14 protein-coding genes are annotated in these 17307 nt (G+C 65.3%); 7 read left to right on the forward strand and 7 right to left on the reverse strand.

Annotation, left to right across the window (positions count from 1 at the left end; all coding sequences use genetic code 11):
- Nucleotides 1-334: 334 nt before the first annotated feature.
- Together AB4Y36_RS02070 and purN are read right to left on the reverse strand one after the other, a co-directional pair.
- Entirely contained in the window at nt 335-1726 is a 1392-nt protein-coding gene (locus tag AB4Y36_RS02070; protein ID WP_368682192.1) for an RsmB/NOP family class I SAM-dependent RNA methyltransferase, read from the reverse strand.
- Nucleotides 1723-2382, reverse strand: coding sequence for a phosphoribosylglycinamide formyltransferase (gene purN / locus AB4Y36_RS02075; RefSeq protein ID WP_069262756.1), 660 nt, complete (start codon nt 2380-2382; stop codon nt 1723-1725). The genes AB4Y36_RS02070 and purN overlap by 4 nt, the downstream gene beginning before the upstream one ends.
- Before the next feature lie 188 nt (nt 2383-2570).
- Here purN and AB4Y36_RS02080 point away from each other — a divergent pair, with 188 nt between their 5' ends.
- From AB4Y36_RS02080 to dut, 6 genes are all read left to right on the forward strand, one after another.
- Entirely contained in the window at nt 2571-3566 is a 996-nt protein-coding gene (locus tag AB4Y36_RS02080) for a bifunctional riboflavin kinase/FAD synthetase (RefSeq protein ID WP_069262757.1), read from the forward strand.
- Between the two features lie 141 nt (nt 3567-3707).
- Entirely contained in the window at nt 3708-6557 is a 2850-nt protein-coding gene (gene ileS / locus AB4Y36_RS02085; protein WP_368682193.1) for an isoleucine--tRNA ligase, read from the forward strand.
- Nucleotides 6557-7072 carry a signal peptidase II gene (gene lspA / locus AB4Y36_RS02090; RefSeq protein WP_069262759.1) on the forward strand — a complete coding sequence of 172 codons (516 nt, stop codon included), beginning with the start codon at nt 6557-6559 and terminating at the stop codon, nt 7070-7072. Before ileS ends, lspA begins: the two co-directional genes overlap by 1 nt.
- Before the next feature lie 59 nt (nt 7073-7131).
- Nucleotides 7132-8361: a bifunctional phosphopantothenoylcysteine decarboxylase/phosphopantothenate--cysteine ligase CoaBC gene (gene coaBC, locus AB4Y36_RS02095; protein ID WP_342948505.1), complete on the forward strand. Its 1230-nt coding sequence runs from the start codon at nt 7132-7134 to the stop codon at nt 8359-8361.
- A 67-nt stretch (nt 8362-8428) separates the two neighbouring features.
- Nucleotides 8429-9433, forward strand: coding sequence for an LLM class flavin-dependent oxidoreductase (locus AB4Y36_RS02100; protein WP_368682194.1), 1005 nt, complete (start codon nt 8429-8431; stop codon nt 9431-9433).
- A 32-nt stretch (nt 9434-9465) separates the two neighbouring features.
- Nucleotides 9466-9912 carry a dUTP diphosphatase gene (gene dut / locus AB4Y36_RS02105; protein ID WP_028205273.1) on the forward strand — a complete coding sequence of 149 codons (447 nt, stop codon included), beginning with the start codon at nt 9466-9468 and terminating at the stop codon, nt 9910-9912.
- Between the two features lie 54 nt (nt 9913-9966).
- Here dut and AB4Y36_RS02110 read toward each other — a convergent pair whose 3' ends face one another.
- The 3 genes from AB4Y36_RS02110 to clpS form a co-directional block, all read right to left on the reverse strand.
- Nucleotides 9967-11382 (reverse strand): amino acid permease, encoded by a 1416-nt coding sequence (locus tag AB4Y36_RS02110; protein ID WP_368682195.1) that lies wholly within the window; start codon nt 11380-11382, stop codon nt 9967-9969.
- 221 nt (nt 11383-11603) lie between these two features.
- Complete coding sequence (gene clpA / locus AB4Y36_RS02115) at nt 11604-13895, reverse strand: ATP-dependent Clp protease ATP-binding subunit ClpA (RefSeq protein ID WP_069262762.1); 2292 nt, start codon at nt 13893-13895, stop codon at nt 11604-11606.
- Nucleotides 13892-14206, reverse strand: coding sequence for an ATP-dependent Clp protease adapter ClpS (gene clpS / locus AB4Y36_RS02120; protein WP_028213389.1), 315 nt, complete (start codon nt 14204-14206; stop codon nt 13892-13894). The genes clpA and clpS overlap by 4 nt, the downstream gene beginning before the upstream one ends.
- A gap of 585 nt (nt 14207-14791) precedes the next feature.
- On the opposite strand from clpS, the gene cspD reads away from it, so the two are divergent.
- Nucleotides 14792-14998, forward strand: coding sequence for a cold shock domain-containing protein CspD (gene cspD / locus AB4Y36_RS02125; RefSeq protein WP_017776809.1), 207 nt, complete (start codon nt 14792-14794; stop codon nt 14996-14998).
- 79 nt (nt 14999-15077) lie between these two features.
- Here cspD and AB4Y36_RS02130 read toward each other — a convergent pair whose 3' ends face one another.
- Nucleotides 15078-16682 carry a multicopper oxidase family protein gene (locus tag AB4Y36_RS02130; RefSeq protein WP_069262763.1) on the reverse strand — a complete coding sequence of 535 codons (1605 nt, stop codon included), beginning with the start codon at nt 16680-16682 and terminating at the stop codon, nt 15078-15080.
- Between the two features lie 130 nt (nt 16683-16812).
- Nucleotides 16813-17241 (reverse strand): hypothetical protein, encoded by a 429-nt coding sequence (locus AB4Y36_RS02135; RefSeq protein WP_368604044.1) that lies wholly within the window; start codon nt 17239-17241, stop codon nt 16813-16815.
- Nucleotides 17242-17307 lie beyond the last annotated feature (66 nt).

The raw sequence follows: 17307 nt of genomic DNA on the forward strand, positions 1-17307 counted from the left end.
AAGAAAGTGAAAGCGACTAGATGCGGTTGGACGGCATTCTACTAGAACCGTTCCAAGTGTTTGTAACAAAGGGAGATTTTTTTCTTTATTGGTTACGGCGTCAACGTCTGAAGTGCGTTTCGAGGCGCTTTGCCGCACCTCAACTGGCACTTTCCATGATATCTGACCCCATCTAATCTTTCACCGCGATCCCATGTGTCGCGCGCTCTACTGAGAATGCTAGTTCGAGCTGCACGGCATCGCCTGCTTATTCGATGCAGCAGGCCAGCGCGACTGTCTCGGACCATCCGGCTTCTCCCGCCGGACGGTCCCGCAAACGTCGTACCTGCGCCGCTTACTCCAGCGCGGCGTCCGGCTCGGCCGCTTCGCTTTCCTGCGCCTTCGCGATCGCGTCGGACGCCTCTTGTTCCGCGGCGGCTTCTTCAGGCGTGGTCTGCGCGCCGGCGGCCCTGGTCTTCGGCTTCGCTTCGCCGCGACGCTCCAGCACGGCGGCAAAGAAGCCGTCGGTGGCGTGGCGGTGCGGCCACAGCGAGAGGTAGTCGCCGGTATCGAGGCCCACACGCTGCTCGGCCAACACGTCGCGCGCACTCACCAGCACGAACTCGGGGTGCGCCTCGAGGAACTGCTTCACGACCGCTTCGTTCTCGGCTTCGAGAATGCTGCAGGTCGCGTAGACGAGACGGCCGCCACGCTTGAGCAGGCGCGCCGCGCTCGTGAGAATCGAAAGCTGCTTGGGCGCGAGTTCGGCCACCGACTCCGGCGACTGGCGCCACTTGAGGTCGGGGTTGCGGCGCAGCGTCCCGAGGCCCGAGCACGGGGCATCCACGAGCACGCGGTCGATCTTGCCGATCAGCCGCTTGATCTTGGCGTCGTGCTCGCTGTCGATCAGCACGGGATTGACGTTCGACAGGCCGCTGCGCGCGAGGCGCGGCTTGAGCTTGGCGAGGCGCCGGTCGGACACGTCGAAGGCGTAGAGACGGCCGGTCGAGCGCATCATCGCGCCGAGCGCCAGCGTCTTGCCGCCCGCGCCCGCGCAGAAGTCCACGACCATCTCGCCGCGGCGTGGCGCCAGCAGCGTGCACAGCAGCTGGCTGCCCTCGTCCTGCACCTCGAACCAGCCGTTCTTGAACGAGTCGAGTTTCGCGAGCGCGGGCTTGCCCGTCACGCGCACGCCGAACGGCGCGAACGGCGTTTCCCCGCCTTCGATGCCCGACTCGGACAGCGCGCGGATCAGCTCCTCGCGACTCGCCTTGATGGGATTGGCCCGCAGATCGAGCGGCGCCGGATAGTTGAGCGCGGCGGCCAGTTGCGCGAGTTCGGTGGGCTCAAAGCGCGTTTCCAGCGCCTTCATGATCCACTCCGGCAGATTCAGCTGCACGCGCAGCGGCAAGCTCGCCGGGTCGATCTTCGCGACGTGCTCGAGCCAGGTCGCCTCGGCGTCCGATACGAAGGGCCGGATCGCCGAGCGGCCCGCCGTCGCCATGAGGCCGAGCAGCGTGAGGCGGCGCGTCGGGCTGCCCGTGCCGCTTTCGGCCAGGTGCGCGAACTCCATGCGCCGGCGCAGCACCGCGAACACGGCTTCGGCGATCACACCGCGCTCGGCGTGGCCGAGCTTCGGATGCTCGCGGAAGAAGCGGCTCGTCACGGCGTCGGCCGGGCCCGTAAATTTGAGGACGTCGGCGAGCAACGTTTCGGTCTGTCCAATCAGAAATCCATGCAGTCTCATGCGCCCTCCCCGGCGGCTTGCGAGTCGTCAAAGAAGAGCCACTGTGGCTCGGCCGGCGTGAGCGTCACGCGTTCGCCGTCGAGCGCGAGGCGCCCTTCGACGAACCAGCGCACCGCGCGCGGATACATCAGATGTTCGGTCTTGAGCACGCGCGCGGCGAGTGCCGCGGCGTCGTCTCCCGCGCGCACCGGAATTACCGACTGTGCGACGATCGGACCATGATCGAGCGTAGGCGTGACGAAATGCACCGTCGCGCCGTGCACGCGGCAGCCGGCGTCGAGCGCCTGCTGGTGCGTCTTGAGGCCCGGAAACATCGGCAGCAGCGAGGGATGGATATTGAGCATCCGACCCGCATAATGGCCGACGAACGATTCGGTCAGCACGCGCATGAAGCCCGCCAGCACGACGAGGTCCGGCGCGTAGCCGTCGATGACTTGAGCGAGCGCCGTGTCGAAGCTGGCGCGATCGGGAAACTGGCGGTGATCGACGACCGCCGTGGCAATGCCGTTCGAAGCCGCGAACGCGAGGCCCGCAGCGTCAGGACGGTTGGCAATCACGGCGGCGATGCGCGCGCCCCAAGCTTCCTGCGCGCAAGCGCGCACGATGGCTTCCATGTTGCTGCCCCGCCCCGAAATCAGGATGACGAGATTTTTCATCCGCGGATTTTATCATCGGGGGGCCGGCTCAACGCTCGTGCGGCGGCGATCGTCGCCTCGTGCGTTTATAATCTTCTGTTTCGTCGCGGTCCTTGGGCCGCGAGTGGCCAGTCACCCGGTCAGCAGTCGATCATTAGCACGCGTGCTGCGCCAGCGCGCTTTTCGAGGTTCCACCAGGTTCCGCTATCGTGAGAGTCTTCCGCGGTCTTCCCAATGCCGAAAGCCGCGCGCCCTGCGCGCTGACCATCGGCAATTTCGACGGTGTCCACCGCGGGCATCAGGCATTGCTCGCGCGCGTGCGCGCGGCAGCCGACGCGCGCGGTCTGCCCGTCTGCGTGATGACCTTCGAGCCGCATCCGCGCGAATTCTTCAACCCGGCCAGCGCCCCGCCGCGCATCGCCATGTTGCGCGACAAGCTCGAAGCGCTGCGCGAGAACGGCGTGGACCGCGTCGTGGTCGAGCATTTCAACCACACGTTCGCGAGCCAGTCGCCCGAGGCGTTCGTCGAGCGCATCATCGTGGGCGGGCTGCACGCGCGCTGGATGATGATCGGCGACGACTTCCGCTACGGCGCGAAGCGCGCGGGCGACTTCGCTTCGCTGCGGGCCGCGGGCGCGCATCACGGCTTCGAAGTCGAGCAGATGGCGACCGTGGCCGACCCTTCGGGCGTGCGCATTTCCAGCTCTGCGGTGCGCGCGCAACTGAACGCGGGCGACCTCGACGCCGCGCGCGCTTCGCTTGGCCGCGGCTATCACATCAGCGCACACGTCACGCACGGCCTGAAGCTCGGGCGCGACCTGGGCTTCCCCACGATGAACCTGCTGATCGGCCACAAGCGGCCGGCGCTCAAGGGCATTTTCGTCGTGATGGTGCATGGCATTGCCGATCATCCGCTGCCGGGCGTCGCGAGCCTCGGCCTGCGCCCGACCGTGGACGACTCGGGCCGCGTGCTGCTCGAAGTGCATCTGCTCGACTGGCACGGCGACGCCTACGGCAAGCTCGTGCGCGTGGAGTTTCTCAAGAAGCTGCGTGACGAGGAGAAGTTTCCCGACCTCGAAACGCTCACCGCTGCGATCGCTCGCGACGTGGCGAACACCCGCGCGTGGTTCGCCGCCGTGGGCGCAGACGTGGCCGGCGGCGCCTCCACCGGCTTCGCCACCTCGGCCACCGACCGAATTAGGTGACCTGCGGCCCGCATGCGCGGGCTGCCCCGCCCCCAGGCGCCGCGTGCCCACAGCACGGCATGCAGCGCCCGAGGCGACGGTTGCGCGGCATCGGCCGCAACGCTGACGCCATGCATCCCCCGAATTCCACGTGATCTCACCATGAGCGACAAGAAAGCATCCTCCGGCAAGCCGCAGAAGTCCGAATCGAAGTACCCCGTCAACCTGCTCGACACCCCGTTCCCGATGCGCGGCGACCTGCCCAGGCGCGAGCCGCAATGGGTCAAGGAATGGGAAGAGAACCAGGTCTACGAGAAGATCCGCGCGGCTTCGAAGGGCCGCAAGAAGTTCATCCTGCACGACGGGCCGCCGTATGCGAACGGCGACATCCACCTCGGCCACGCGGTGAACAAGATCCTCAAGGACATGATCGTCAAGGCGCGCAATCTCGCGGGCTTCGACGCGGTCTACGTGCCGGGCTGGGACTGCCACGGCATGCCGATCGAAATCCAGATCGAAAAGCAGTTCGGCAAGTCGCTGCCCGCCCAGGAAGTGATGCAGAAGGCGCGCGAGTACGCGGCCGGCCAGATCGAGACGCAAAAGAAGGGCTTCAAGCGCCTGGGCGTGCTCGGCGACTGGAACAACCCGTACAAGACGATGAACTTCGCGAACGAGGCCGGCGAGATCCGCGCACTCGCGAAGATCATCGAGAAGGGCTATGTGTTCCGGGGCCTGAAGCCCGTGAACTGGTGCTTCGACTGCGGCTCGGCGCTCGCCGAGGCCGAAGTCGAGTACAAGGACAAGACCGATCCGACCATCGACGTGCTGTTCACGTTCGCGCAACCTGCCGAAACGGCGGCCGCGTTCGGCCTGCCCGCGCTGCCGCGCGAGGAAGGCGGCATCGTGATCTGGACCACCACGCCCTGGACGATTCCGTCGAACCAGGCGCTGAACGTGCATCCGGAAATCGACTACGCGCTCGTGGACACGCAACGCGGCCTGCTGATCCTCGCCGTCGAGCGCGTGGAGGCGTGCATGAAGGAGTTCGGGCTCGAGGGCAAGATCGTCGCCACGACGAAGGGCGAAAAGCTCTCGCTGTTGCGCTTCAATCACCCGCTCGCCTCGGCGCACCCGGGCTACAAGCGCACCGCGCCGATCTACCTCGGTGACTACGTCACGACCGACACCGGCACGGGCATCGTGCACTCTGCGCCCGCCTACGGCGTGGAAGACTTCGTGTCGTGCAAGGCGCACGGCATGGCGGATTCCGACATCATCAGCCCGGTGATGGGCGACGGCCGCTACATCGAATCGCTGCCGCTGTTCGGCGGCCTCTCGATCTGGGCCGCGAACCCGAAGATCGTCGACGCACTCGACGCCGCCAGCACGCTCCTGCGCAGCGAGAAGTACCTGCACAGCTACATGCACTGCTGGCGCCACAAGACGCCGATCATCTACCGCGCGACCTCGCAATGGTTCGCCGGCATGGACGTGACGCCCAAGGACGGCGGCAAGACGCTGCGCGAAACGGCGCTCGAAGGCATCGAGGCGACGGCGTTCTACCCCTCGTGGGGCAAGCAGCGCCTGTATTCGATGATCGCCAACCGCCCGGACTGGACGCTCTCGCGCCAGCGCCAATGGGGCGTGCCGATGGCGTTCTTCGTGCACAAGGAAACCGGCGAGCTGCATCCGCGCACGCTGGAGCTGCTCGAGCAGGTGGCGCAGCGCGTGGAAAAGGAAGGCATCGAAGCGTGGCAGACGCTCGACCCGCGCGAACTGCTCGGCGACGACGCCAACCTGTACGAAAAGAACCGCGACACGCTCGACGTGTGGTTCGACTCGGGCACGACGCACTGGCACGTGCTGCGCGGCTCGCACAAAGATGAACTCCAGTTCCCGGCCGACCTGTACCTGGAAGGCTCGGACCAGCACCGCGGCTGGTTCCACTCGTCGCTGCTCACGGCATCGATGCTCGACGGACGCCCGCCCTACAACGCGCTGCTCACGCACGGCTTCACCGTCGACGGCGAAGGCCGCAAGATGTCGAAGTCGCTCGGCAACGGCGTCGATCCGCATGAAGTGGCGAACCGTCTGGGCGCGGAAATCATTCGTCTGTGGATCGCCTCGACCGACTACTCGGGCGAGCTGGCCATCTCCGAAGAGATTCTCAAGCGCGTGACGGAAGGCTATCGCCGTATTCGCAACACGCTGCGCTTCCTGCTCTCGAACCTCTCGGACTTCGACTTCGAGAAGCACGCGCTTCCCGCAAGCGAATGGCTCGAGATCGACCGCTATGCCGTCGCGCTCACGCATACGTTGCAAAACGACGTGCTCGCCCACTACGACCGCTACGAGTTCCACCCGGTCGTGGCCAAGCTCCAGACGTTCTGCTCGGAAGACCTGGGCGGCTTCTACCTCGACGTCCTGAAGGACCGCCTCTACACGAGCGCGGCGGATTCGAAGGCCCGCCGCGGCGCGCAAACGGCGCTGCATCACATCACGCATAGCCTGCTGCGCATCCTCGCGCCGTTCCTTTCGTTCACGGCAGAAGAAGCGTGGAAGGTGTTCCAACCGCAAAGCGAAACCATCTTCACCGAAACCTTCCACGCCTTCCCGGACGTCGAAGGCGCGCCGGAGCTGATCGCCAAATGGACGCTGCTGCGCGAAGTGCGCGGCAACGTGACGAAGGCGCTCGAAGAGGCGCGCGTGGCGAACCAGATCGGCTCGTCGCTGCAGGCCGAAGTGCGCATTCTCGCGAGCGGCGCGCGCTACGATGCCCTCGCCTCGCTCGGCGACGACCTCAAATTCGTGCTGATCACCTCGGCGGCGGAAATCGTGAAGGTCGATAGCGAAGCCGAGGAAGGCGTCGAAGTGGTCACCTCGAAGTACCTCAAGTGCGAGCGCTGCTGGCACTACCGCGAGGACGTGGGCGCGAACGCGGAGCATCCGGGCCTGTGCGGCCGCTGCGTCGCGAATCTGTTCGGCGACGGTGAAAAACGGAGCGCGGCATAATGGCAAAAACCCTGCCGAAGCAGTCCAGGTCGAATGGCGCGGGCGGCACGCTCGCGCCGTGGCTCGGAGTCGCGGTGATCGTGATCCTCGCCGACCAGCTCACGAAAATCGCCATCAACAAGGTGTTCAGCTACGGGGAAGGCCGCGTGATCACGCCGTTCTTCAACCTCGTGCTGGTCTACAACAAGGGCGCGGCATTCAGCTTCCTGTCGGCTGCGGGTGGCTGGCAGCGCTGGGCGTTCACGCTGCTCGGCGTCGTGGCGGCGCTCGTGATCTGCTATCTGCTCAAGCGCCACGCTACGCAGAAGCTCTTTTGCACGGCGCTCGCGCTCATCATGGGCGGCGCGCTCGGCAATGTGATCGACCGCCTGCTGTACGGCCACGTGATCGACTTTCTCGATTTCCACGTGGGCGGCTGGCACTGGCCGGCGTTCAACCTCGCCGATAGCGCGATCTGCATCGGCGCGGCGCTGCTGGTGTTCGACGAATTGCGGCGCGTGCGCGGCGCGCGCTGAGCGTGCGGGCTGCAGTCGGGCGCTAAGGCGCCAACTCTAGTCGACATAGGAGCTGTGACTTGAACACGTCCGCTGCAAACCCAGGCGAACTGGCCGGCCGCCACCTCGTGCTCGGCATGACGGGCGGCATCGCCTGCTACAAGATCGCCGAGCTCACGCGCCTGCTGACCAAGGCCGGCGCGACCGTGCAGATCGTGATGACCGAGGCCGCCACGCAGTTCATCACGCCGGTCACCATGCAGGCGCTCTCGGGCCGCCCCGTCTACACGAGCCAGTGGGACGGCCGCGTGCCCAACAACATGGCGCACATCGACCTCTCGCGCGAAGCGGACGCCATCGTCATCGCGCCGGCCTCGACCGACTTCCTCGCCAAACTCGCCCACGGTTTCGCCGACGACCTGCTCTCCACGCTGTGCGTGGCGCGCGACTGTCCATTGCTGGTCGTGCCCGCGATGAACCGGCAGATGTGGCAAAACCCGGCCACGCAGCGCAACGTCGCGCAACTGCGCGCGGACGGCATCGAAACGCTCGGCCCCGATTCCGGTCCGCAGGCGTGCGGCGAGATCGGCGACGGGCGCATGCTCGAACCCGAGGCCGTGTACGAGGCGATCGTCTCGTTCTTCGCGCCGAAGGTGCTCGCGGGCCGCAAGCTCCTGATCACCGCCGGCCCGACCTTCGAGCCGCTCGATCCCGTGCGCGGCATCACCAACCGCTCGAGCGGCAAGATGGGCTTCGCGCTCGCGCGCGCCGCACAGCAGGCGGGCGCCGAGGTGCATCTCGTCGCCGGCCCGGTCGCGCTGGAAACGCCGTGGGGCGTGTATCGCGAAGACGTGCAGACCGCCCAGCAGATGTACGACGCGGTCATGCGCGCCGCGACCGACGCCGATGTCTTCATCGGCGTGGCGGCCGTGGCCGACTGGCGCGTCGATCACGTCGCCGAACACAAGATCAAGAAGACGGCCGAGCACCGCATGCCGACGTTCACCTTCGTCGAGAACCCGGACATCCTCGCCTCGGTCGCGGCCTTGCCGAATCCGCCGTACTGCGTGGGCTTCGCCGCCGAAAGCGGCGACCTCGACGTGCATGGCGAAGAAAAGCGCGCGCGCAAGAAGGTGCCGCTGTTGATCGGCAATCTCGGCCCGCTCACCTTCGGTCGGGACGACAATGAAGTCGTGCTGTTCGAGGCGGGTGGCCGCAAGCCGCTGCCGCGCGCGGCCAAGCAGGCGCTCGCGCAGACGCTCGTCGCCGAAATCGCGCGGCGTCTGCCGGACCCGAGCATCATCTCGTGACGCGCGCGCCGACGCACCCGCGTGCCGGCGTGCGGCGCCGCGAACCCAGGCAAGGAGCAGTACTGCCATGACACTGCTTTCCGTACTCGACCAGTCGCCCGTCATCGCCGGGCACAGTGCGGCGGACGCCATCGCCGCCACCATCGAGCTTGCACAGCTCGCCGACGACCTCGGCTACACGCGCTACTGGTGCGCCGAGCATCATGGCCTGCTGGGCGTGTGCAACCCCTGCCCAGAAGTCATGCTCGCGCGCCTCGGCAGCGTCACGAAGCGCATCCGGATCGGCTCGGGCGGCATCATGCTGCCCTATTACAGCCCCTTCAAGGTCGCCGAGCAGTTCATGATGCTCGAAGCGCTCTTTCCCGGACGCGTCGATCTCGGTGTTGGACGCGCGCCGGGCGGCGACATGCGCACGGCGCAGGCCGTGGCCGCGGGCACGTACAACCGCGGCGACCAGTTCGCGCAGCAAGTGCAGGATCTCGTCGGCCTGATGGACGGCACGCTCCCCGCCGATCATCTCGCGAACGGCGTCGTGCTGCAGCCGCAGATCCAGACGCGCCCGCAGCTCTGGGTGCTCGGCTCGAGCGATTTCGGCGGCAACCTCGCCGCGCAGCTCGGGCTGCGCTTCTCGTTCGCGCACTTCATCAACGCGCACTTCGGGCATCTCGTGGCCGAGGCCTATCTCGACCGCTTCAAGCCGGGCCACGAAGCGAAGCCGTATCTCGCGTGCGCCGTGTTCGCGATCTGCGCCGACACCGAAGCGGAAGCCGCCGACCTCGAAAAGGCCGTCGATCTGCGGCGCGTGCAGATGGCCTACGGACTGAACGCGCCGATCCCGAGCCTCGAGCAGGGGCGCGCGCAGGAGTACGGCGAGCGCGAGCAGATCGTGATCGACCGCGAGAAGCCGCGCAGCGTCATCGGCACGCCCGAAAGCGTCACCGAGCGGCTTCTCGCCATCAAGGACAACTTTCGCGCCGACGAACTGATCGTGCTGACCGTTGCGGGCAGCTACAAGGCTCGTCTGCGCTCTTATGAACTGCTCGCCGAGGCCTTCCAGCTACCTCGCGCCTGAGCGATCCACCACCGCCCCCTCATCCTGACTTCATGAAAATCGACATCAAGATCCTGAACGAGCGCATGCGCGACCAGCTGCCCCACTACGCCACGCCGGGCAGCGCCGGCCTCGACCTGCGCGCGTGCCTCGACGCGCCGATCACGCTCGAACCGGGCGAAACGAAGCTCGTGCCGACGGGCCTCGCCATCCACGTGGCCGATCCCGGCTACGCGGCGCTGATCCTCCCGCGCTCGGGCCTCGGCCACAAGCACGGTATCGTGCTCGGCAATCTGGTCGGCCTGATCGACTCGGACTACCAGGGCGAACTGATGATTTCGACCTGGAACCGCGGCCACACCACCTTCACGCTCAACCCGCTCGAGCGCCTTGCGCAGCTCGTGATCGTGCCGGTCGTGCAGGCGCAGTTCAACATCGTCGACGACTTCGAGGCGAGCGAGCGCGGCGCGGGCGGTTTCGGCAGCACGGGCAAGCACTGATCCAGGCGGCTGCGCCGACAACAAAAAAGCACGCCTTGGCGTGCTTTTTTGCGTTTAGACGGAGGCTTCGGTTCGCTGCGCCGCGCCGGGACGCCGACGATACCAGAGCGCATACACCACGACGAGCACCGCGAGAAACGCGAGGCCATAGGCGAGCGTCATGCGGAATTCGCGCGTGAAGGCCGTGCCGGCGAGAATGCCGAGCATCAACAGCGCACCCAGCACGCTCGTGAACGGAAAGCCCCACATGCGAAACGCGAGCGGCGCGCCGCCTTCGCGCGCCTGGCGCACGCGGAAAAAGATCTGCGTGACGAAGATCATGAACCACGTGAACATCGCGCCGAACATCGCGATCGACATCATCAGCGTGAACGCTGCCTGCGGCCAGAGCGCGTTGAGCACGGCCGCCACCGCAATGCCGATGGTGGACAGCGAAAGCGCTGCCGTCGGCACGCCGTGACGCGTGAGGCGCCCGAACGCCGCCGGCGCGTAACCCGCGCGCGAGAGACTGAACATCATGCGCGTGGTGATGTAGAGCTGGCTGTTCATGGCCGAGAGCGCCGCTACGAGCACGACGAAGTTGATCGCACCCGCCGCGTAAGGCACGCCGGTTGCGGCCATGACCTTCACGAACGGGCTCTCGTTGCCGCCCGCCTGGGTCCACGGCACGATGGCGAGCATGAGCGCGAGCGTGAGCAGGTAGAACAGCACGAGGCGCAGCACGGTCGCGCGAAACGCGCGCGTGACGGCGCGCTGCGGGTCCTGCGCCTCGGCAGCCGCCACGGCGATTGTCTCTACGCCCAGGTAGCTGAAGAGCGAGACGATCGTCCCCACCCACACGCCCCACCAGCCTCGCGGCAGCAGGCCGCCGTGCGACGTGTAGTTCGCGAAGCCCACGCCGGAGCCGGCCGGCGCGCGCCATACGAACCATGCGCCCAGCACGATGAACGCAACGATGGCCGCGATCTTGAGGCTCGAAAACAGATATTCGATGGCGCCGTACGCGCGCACGCTCATTGCGTTCACAACGATCAGCGCTGCTGAAAATCCGACGATCCAGTAGAGCCCCGGCACGTGGGGAAACCAGAATTTCATGTAGACGGCGATTGCCGCGACCTCGGTGCCCACCGCCAGCACGTACGCCGACCAGTACGCATAGCGCACGACGAACCCGGCGAGCGGCCCGATGTAGTGCTCGGCATATGCGCCGAACGAGCCCGATACGGGATGCGCAACCGTCATCTCCGCGAGCGCGCCCATCAACAGCAAGGCGATCAGCGCGCCGATCGCGTAGGAGATCAGCACGCCCGGACCGGCAAAAGAGATCGCGAAACCGCTGCCGAGAAAAAGCCCGGTGCCGACTGCGCCACCGATGGCGATCATCGTCATCTGACCGGCGGACAAGCCCTGACGCAGCCCTTGTTCGCGCTCGACGATGGCTTCGAACCCGCCCGATTTACGTGGTACCACTGCAACTCCCCTGCTATGCGCGTGACGCTACTCGGCGCCGCGCATCAAAAAACGCCGACGGCGGACAAACGTGCATTTTACCGGCTGATTGCCGGCAAACGGCGGGCGCGCCTGTGCGTCACGGCGCAACGCCTCTACCCGCGAGCGCCAAAGAAAAACGGCGCAGTCCTTTCGGACTGCGCCGTCTTGCCTGAAGGCTGTTTGCGCCGTAGCGCTGCCGCTTACTCCACTTCCACCGCTTCCGGATTGCGCGGCGCCGGCTGCTCGTCGAACGTGAGCTGGACCTTGTCTTCCGCATCGACGTCCACGGTCACGCGGCCGCCGTTCATGAGCTTGCCGAACAGCAGTTCGTCGGCGAGCGCACGGCGGATCGTGTCCTGGATCAGGCGCTGCATCGGCCGCGCGCCCATGAGCGGGTCGAAGCCGTGCTTGGCCAGATGCTTGCGCAGCGCGTCGGTGAAGACCGCGTCGACCTTCTTCTCGTGCAGCTGGTCTTCCAGTTGCATGAGGAACTTGTCGACCACGCGCATGATGATTTCCTCATCGAGCGCACGGAAGCTGATCGTCTGATCGAGCCGGTTGCGGAACTCGGGCGTGAACAGGCGCTTGATATCGGCCAGTTCGTCGCCCTGCTCGCGCCGGGTCGTGAAGCCGATCGTCGACTTGTTCATTGCCTCGGCGCCCGCATTCGTCGTCATGATGATGATGACGTTGCGGAAATCCGCCTTGCGGCCGTTGTTGTCGGTCAGCGTGCCGTGGTCCATCACCTGCAGCAGCACGTTGAAGATGTCCGGGTGCGCCTTCTCGATTTCGTCGAGCAGCAGCACGCAGTGCGGCTTCTTCGTGACGGCTTCGGTGAGCAGACCGCCCTGGTCGAACCCGACATAGCCCGGCGGCGCGCCGATCAGACGGCTCACCGCATGGCGTTCCATGTACTCCGACATGTCGAAGCGGATCAGCTCGATGCCGAGCGTGAACGCGAGCTGGCGCGCCACTTCGGTCTTGCCGACACCGGTCGGGCCCGAGAACAGGAACGAGCCGATCGGCTTGTCCGTCTTGCCGAGACCCGCGCGCGCCATCTTGATCGAAGCCGAGAGCGCGTCGATGGCCGGGTCCTGGCCGAACACCACGGCCTTGAGATCGCGGTCGAGCGTTTGCAGCTTGCTGCGATCGTCCTGCGACACGCTTTGCGCCGGCACGCGCGCGATCTTCGAGATGATTTCCTCGATCTCGCTCTTGCCGATGGTCTTCTTCTGCTTCGACTTCGGCAGGATGCGCTGGGCCGCGCCCGCTTCGTCGATCACGTCGATCGCCTTGTCGGGCAAATGACGGTCGGTGATGAAGCGCGCCGACAGTTCAGCGGCCGCGTTCAGCGCGCCCGACGAATACTTCACGCCGTGGTGCTCTTCGAAACGCGACTTCAGGCCGCGCAGGATCGCCACGGTTTGCTCGACGGTCGGCTCGACCACGTCGACCTTCTGGAAGCGCCGCGACAGCGCCGCGTCCTTCTCGAAGATGCCGCGGTATTCCGTGAACGTCGTCGCGCCGATGCACTTGAGCGTGCCCGACGAGAGCGCCGGCTTGAGCAGGTTCGACGCATCCAGCGTGCCGCCCGACGCGGCGCCCGCGCCGATCAGCGTATGAATTTCGTCGATGAACAGAATGGCGTGCGGACGCTCTTTCAGTTCTTTCAGCACCGTTTTGAGGCGTTGCTCAAAGTCGCCGCGATATTTCGTGCCCGCCAGCAGCGCGCCCATGTCGAGCGAGTAGACCTGGGCATCCGCGAGAATGTCCGGCACTTCGCCGCGCGTAATGCGCCAGGCGAGCCCTTCCGCGATCGCGGTCTTGCCGACACCGGCCTCGCCCACGAGCAGCGGATTGTTCTTGCGGCGGCGGCACAGCACCTGCACCACGCGCTCCACTTCCAGTTCGCGACCGATGAGCGGATCGATCCGGCCGTCCTTCGCCATCTGGTTCAGGTTCTGCGTGAACTGGGCGAGCGGGGTTTCCTTCTGGCCGGCGGCGTCTTCGGCTTCGGCATTCGCGTCGCTGGCCTTGGCGGCTTCGCCGCTGCCCGTCTTCGCGATACCGTGCGAAATGAAATTCACGACATCCAGACGCGTGACGCCCTGCTGCTGCAGGTAGTACACCGCGTGCGAGTCCTTCTCGCCGAAGATGGCGACCAGCACGTTCGCGCCCGTCACTTCCTTCTTGCCGTTGGAAGTGGACTGAACGTGCATGATCGCGCGCTGGATCACGCGCTGGAACCCGAGCGTCGGCTGCGTATCGACGTCATCCGTGCCGGGCACCGTAGGGGTGTTGTCGTGAATGAAGTTGCGCAGGTTCTGTCGCAGGTCTTCGATATTGGCGGCACACGCGCGCAGCACTTCCGCCGCTGTTGGATTGTCCAACAGCGCCAGCAGCAAATGCTCGACCGTTATGAACTCGTGCCGTGCCTGACGTGCTTCCATGAACGCCATGTGCAGGCTGACTTCCAGTTCCTGGGCAATCATGCTTCCTCCATCACACACTGCAGCGGATGCCCGGCCTGCCGTGCGTGGGTAACGACTTGCTCAACCTTGGTCGACGCGATGTCCCGCGTATAGACCCCACAAACACCCCTGCCCTCGCGATGGACCTTCAACATGATCTGCGTTGCGGTCTCGCGGTCCTTATTGAAATATTCCTGCACGACCATCACGACGAATTCCATCGGCGTGTAGTCGTCATTCATTAGCACGACCTTGTACATGGAGGGCGGTTTGACCTTTTGCTCCTGCCGCTCCAGTACGGTTGAATCCTGCTTGTCCGGGATAATCGCCATACACCCATTCTAAACAACTCGGACAGGCCCGCAATCCTGCCGTAACCTGACCGGCCGGCCGGTGAACCCGGCGCTCCCGACCTGCGACCCGCTGCAAGCAATTCATGCGCCCTGGCCCGGCTCCGATCCCTTGGACCGGCTGCGGGGCCGGTACACAATCCTGCTCTCAGCAGCTTTCACGCCACCGTTGAATCGAGTATCGCACAACCTTGCCGTTGCCGTGGGAAGCGACTGTAGGCGCCCGCACGCTCAGTGTCAGATTACATGGTGCGGTGCGTCGCATATGCGTCACCTGCGCGATTTTTCAAGACGCTGTCCTGCACCTGCTTTATGCACCGGTGCTCAGCGTCGGCGAAAAGCAGGAAAAACCCTGGAAATGCGCTCTTTACAACGTGTCAAGGACCGTCTCAAAATATTCTTGACAGCAGATTAAAGACCCTCAACAATCAAGCTGGCACTTTTTTCAACCGCCTTAAATTCGAAAAAATGCCGTTGGTGAGCTTGTGAGGAGGGGGCGATCGCACCGCGATCGTTTAGCTTTTCGAACTGCTCGTGGTAGTGACATGAGTTACAGGGGAAGTTGGTATGGCAACCGGTACGGTCAAGTGGTTCAACGACGCGAAGGGTTTCGGGTTCATTACGCCGGATGAAGGCGGTGAGGACCTGTTCGCTCACTTTTCGGCTATTCAAATGAATGGCTTCAAGACCCTCAAAGAAGGGCAGAAAGTGAGCTTCGAGGTCGTGCAAGGCCCGAAGGGTAAACAGGCATCGAACATTCAGGCAGCAGCCTGATCTGTTCGGTACCCGTACCTTGGAAACCCGGCTTCGGCCGGGTTTCTTTTTGGTGTCATGGTTTTTTAACGTTCGCGTGCTAGCTCACCCGCAACGTACCCATCATGCCGAGATCCTCGTGCTCGAGGATGTGGCAATGAAACATGCGATCGCCCGCCTCGTGCTGGACGGTCGCGATGTGCACCGTTTCGCCGCGCCGCACGTTCACGGTGTCGCGCCATGCCAGCAGTTCCTCCTCATTGCGCACACCGCCACGCTCGCGCGCCAGCACCTGAAATTGCGTACCGTGCAGATGAAACGGATGATCCATGTCCGTGCCGTTTGCTATCGTCCAGTGCTCGACTTCCCCGCGCCGGCTCGCCAGCGTCACGCGCGCCGGATCGAATACCGCCCCGTTCACCATGAATCGCATGCCGCGCGGCATGGGCTGCGCTGAGGCACCCGGTGCGTGCATCGCTTTCATGTCCATCGCTTCGCTGAACACCACGCTCTTTTTCGGGACCGTTAGAAGACCTGACGATACGAGCGGCGCAATCTCGCGCAGGCGCAACGGCAGTGCCGATTGCGTCGCGCTCGCCGGTGCGAAGCCAACGCTCGCGAGGATCAGCGATGGCCCCGCGGGCAAGCTGCCGTGCGTCATCGCCATCTTGTGGCGGTCGTACTGCGCGGCAATCAGCGACGCACGCGAGGCGCCCTGCCCCGCGCGCACGATCAGCTCCGCGCGCTCGCCCGGCGCGAGCAACAGCGAGGTGACGCCCTCGCGCGGCGCGCCCAGCAGCCCGCCGTCGGTGCCCACCTGCGTGAAGGCGCGACCGTCGTCGAAGGCGAGTTGCAGATAGCGCGCGTTGCAGCCATTCCAGACGCGCCAGCGCTCGTCGCGCACGACCTCGATATGCGGCTGACGAGCGCCGTTGACGAGCACGTACTGACCTTCGCGGCCGTTCATCCAGTCCATCATGCCGTTCGCGGCAATCGCGCCGTCTGCCGCGAGCTTCAGGTCGGACACGAACAGATGCCGCTCCGGCCACGACGCGAGTGGATCATCGGCGGCGCGCACGACGAAGGGGCCCGCCAGTCCCCGGAACACCTGCTCCGAACTCAGCATGTGCGGATGCGGGTGATACCAGTAGGTGCCCGCGCTCCCCTGCGGCAGCGTGAAGCGATAAACGTGCTGCTCACCCGGCGCGACCGGTTTCGAGGGATTGCCGTCCTGATCGGGCGGCACGGGCAAGCCATGCCAATGAATCGTCGAAGGCTGCGGCAGCCGGTTCACGAACGTGATTTCGACAGTGTCGCCTTCGCGTACGTCGATCATCGGGCCGATGACCGGGCCGTCGTTTTCGGCCGCTGCGAGCGCGTCGTATTGCCAGAAGACCGTTTGCGGCTGTCCGGGCAGGAGCGCACGCGCCGCGGGCTGCGCAACGAGCGTCGCGCGAAACAGGCCCGGCTCCCGGCTCTGATTGGCGAGCGTGCGCAGCGCGGCAAGCGGCGCGCCGGCGGGCAACGCATCGGCAGGCGCAAGCGGGACTTGCGCGTGCATCATGCCGCCCGACATCGACGGCATGTCCGTCATGCCGTGCATGGCGTGCATCGCATCGCCCGCATCTTGTGCGAATGCGCGGCGCGCGAACAGGGTCGCGGTGGCGGCGCTCAATGCGCCGGATAGAAATGCTCTTCGTTTCATCGATGAAATCCTCATACCTCGTTCATGCCTGGCACGCGACGCGCGATAACACGCACGCCTGGCGCGCGGGAGTCGTTTTGCTCGCGAAAAAGCGCGAGCGCAGTACGCCGCCCGTAGCGAGCGGCCCGGCTCAGGCGATGGGAGGAGGCAAAGGAGGCGCGTGCGTAATGCCGGCACGCAAGGCCGCGGGAAGCACGACAAGCGTGGAACGGGCGCCGGTTTGCGCGTCGAATGCAGTCACGGCAGAAGGCACGCTGCAATGCGCGCAGCAGCCCGCGACACAGCAACTCGCGCCACAACTGGAATGCGAGCCGTGACGACGGTTGCTCGTCGCGGCGCAACGATCCGCGACGACGTGCGGCGTGAGTGCGACGTGCGCCGCCATTGCATCGTGCTGCGTGTGCTCGCACGCCATCGCGCCGCGCATGGAAAGCAGCGCGAGCAGGCAGACGAGAAGGAAGCGATAGACGACTGGCACGATGAACGAAACCGCGGAGTGACTCGATTGACCAATGCCATGATAGCGCACGGACTGATCGAAGTCGGCTAGCCCGTCCATCCGTGACGAATTTGCGGCGAGCCGGATAAAAACCGGCAGAACTTTCGGTCTGCCGGTTTTTTCTGC

Source organism: Paraburkholderia sp. BR10936 (genome assembly GCF_040965735.1).
GTDB classification, from domain to species: domain Bacteria; phylum Pseudomonadota; class Gammaproteobacteria; order Burkholderiales; family Burkholderiaceae; genus Paraburkholderia; species Paraburkholderia nodosa_A.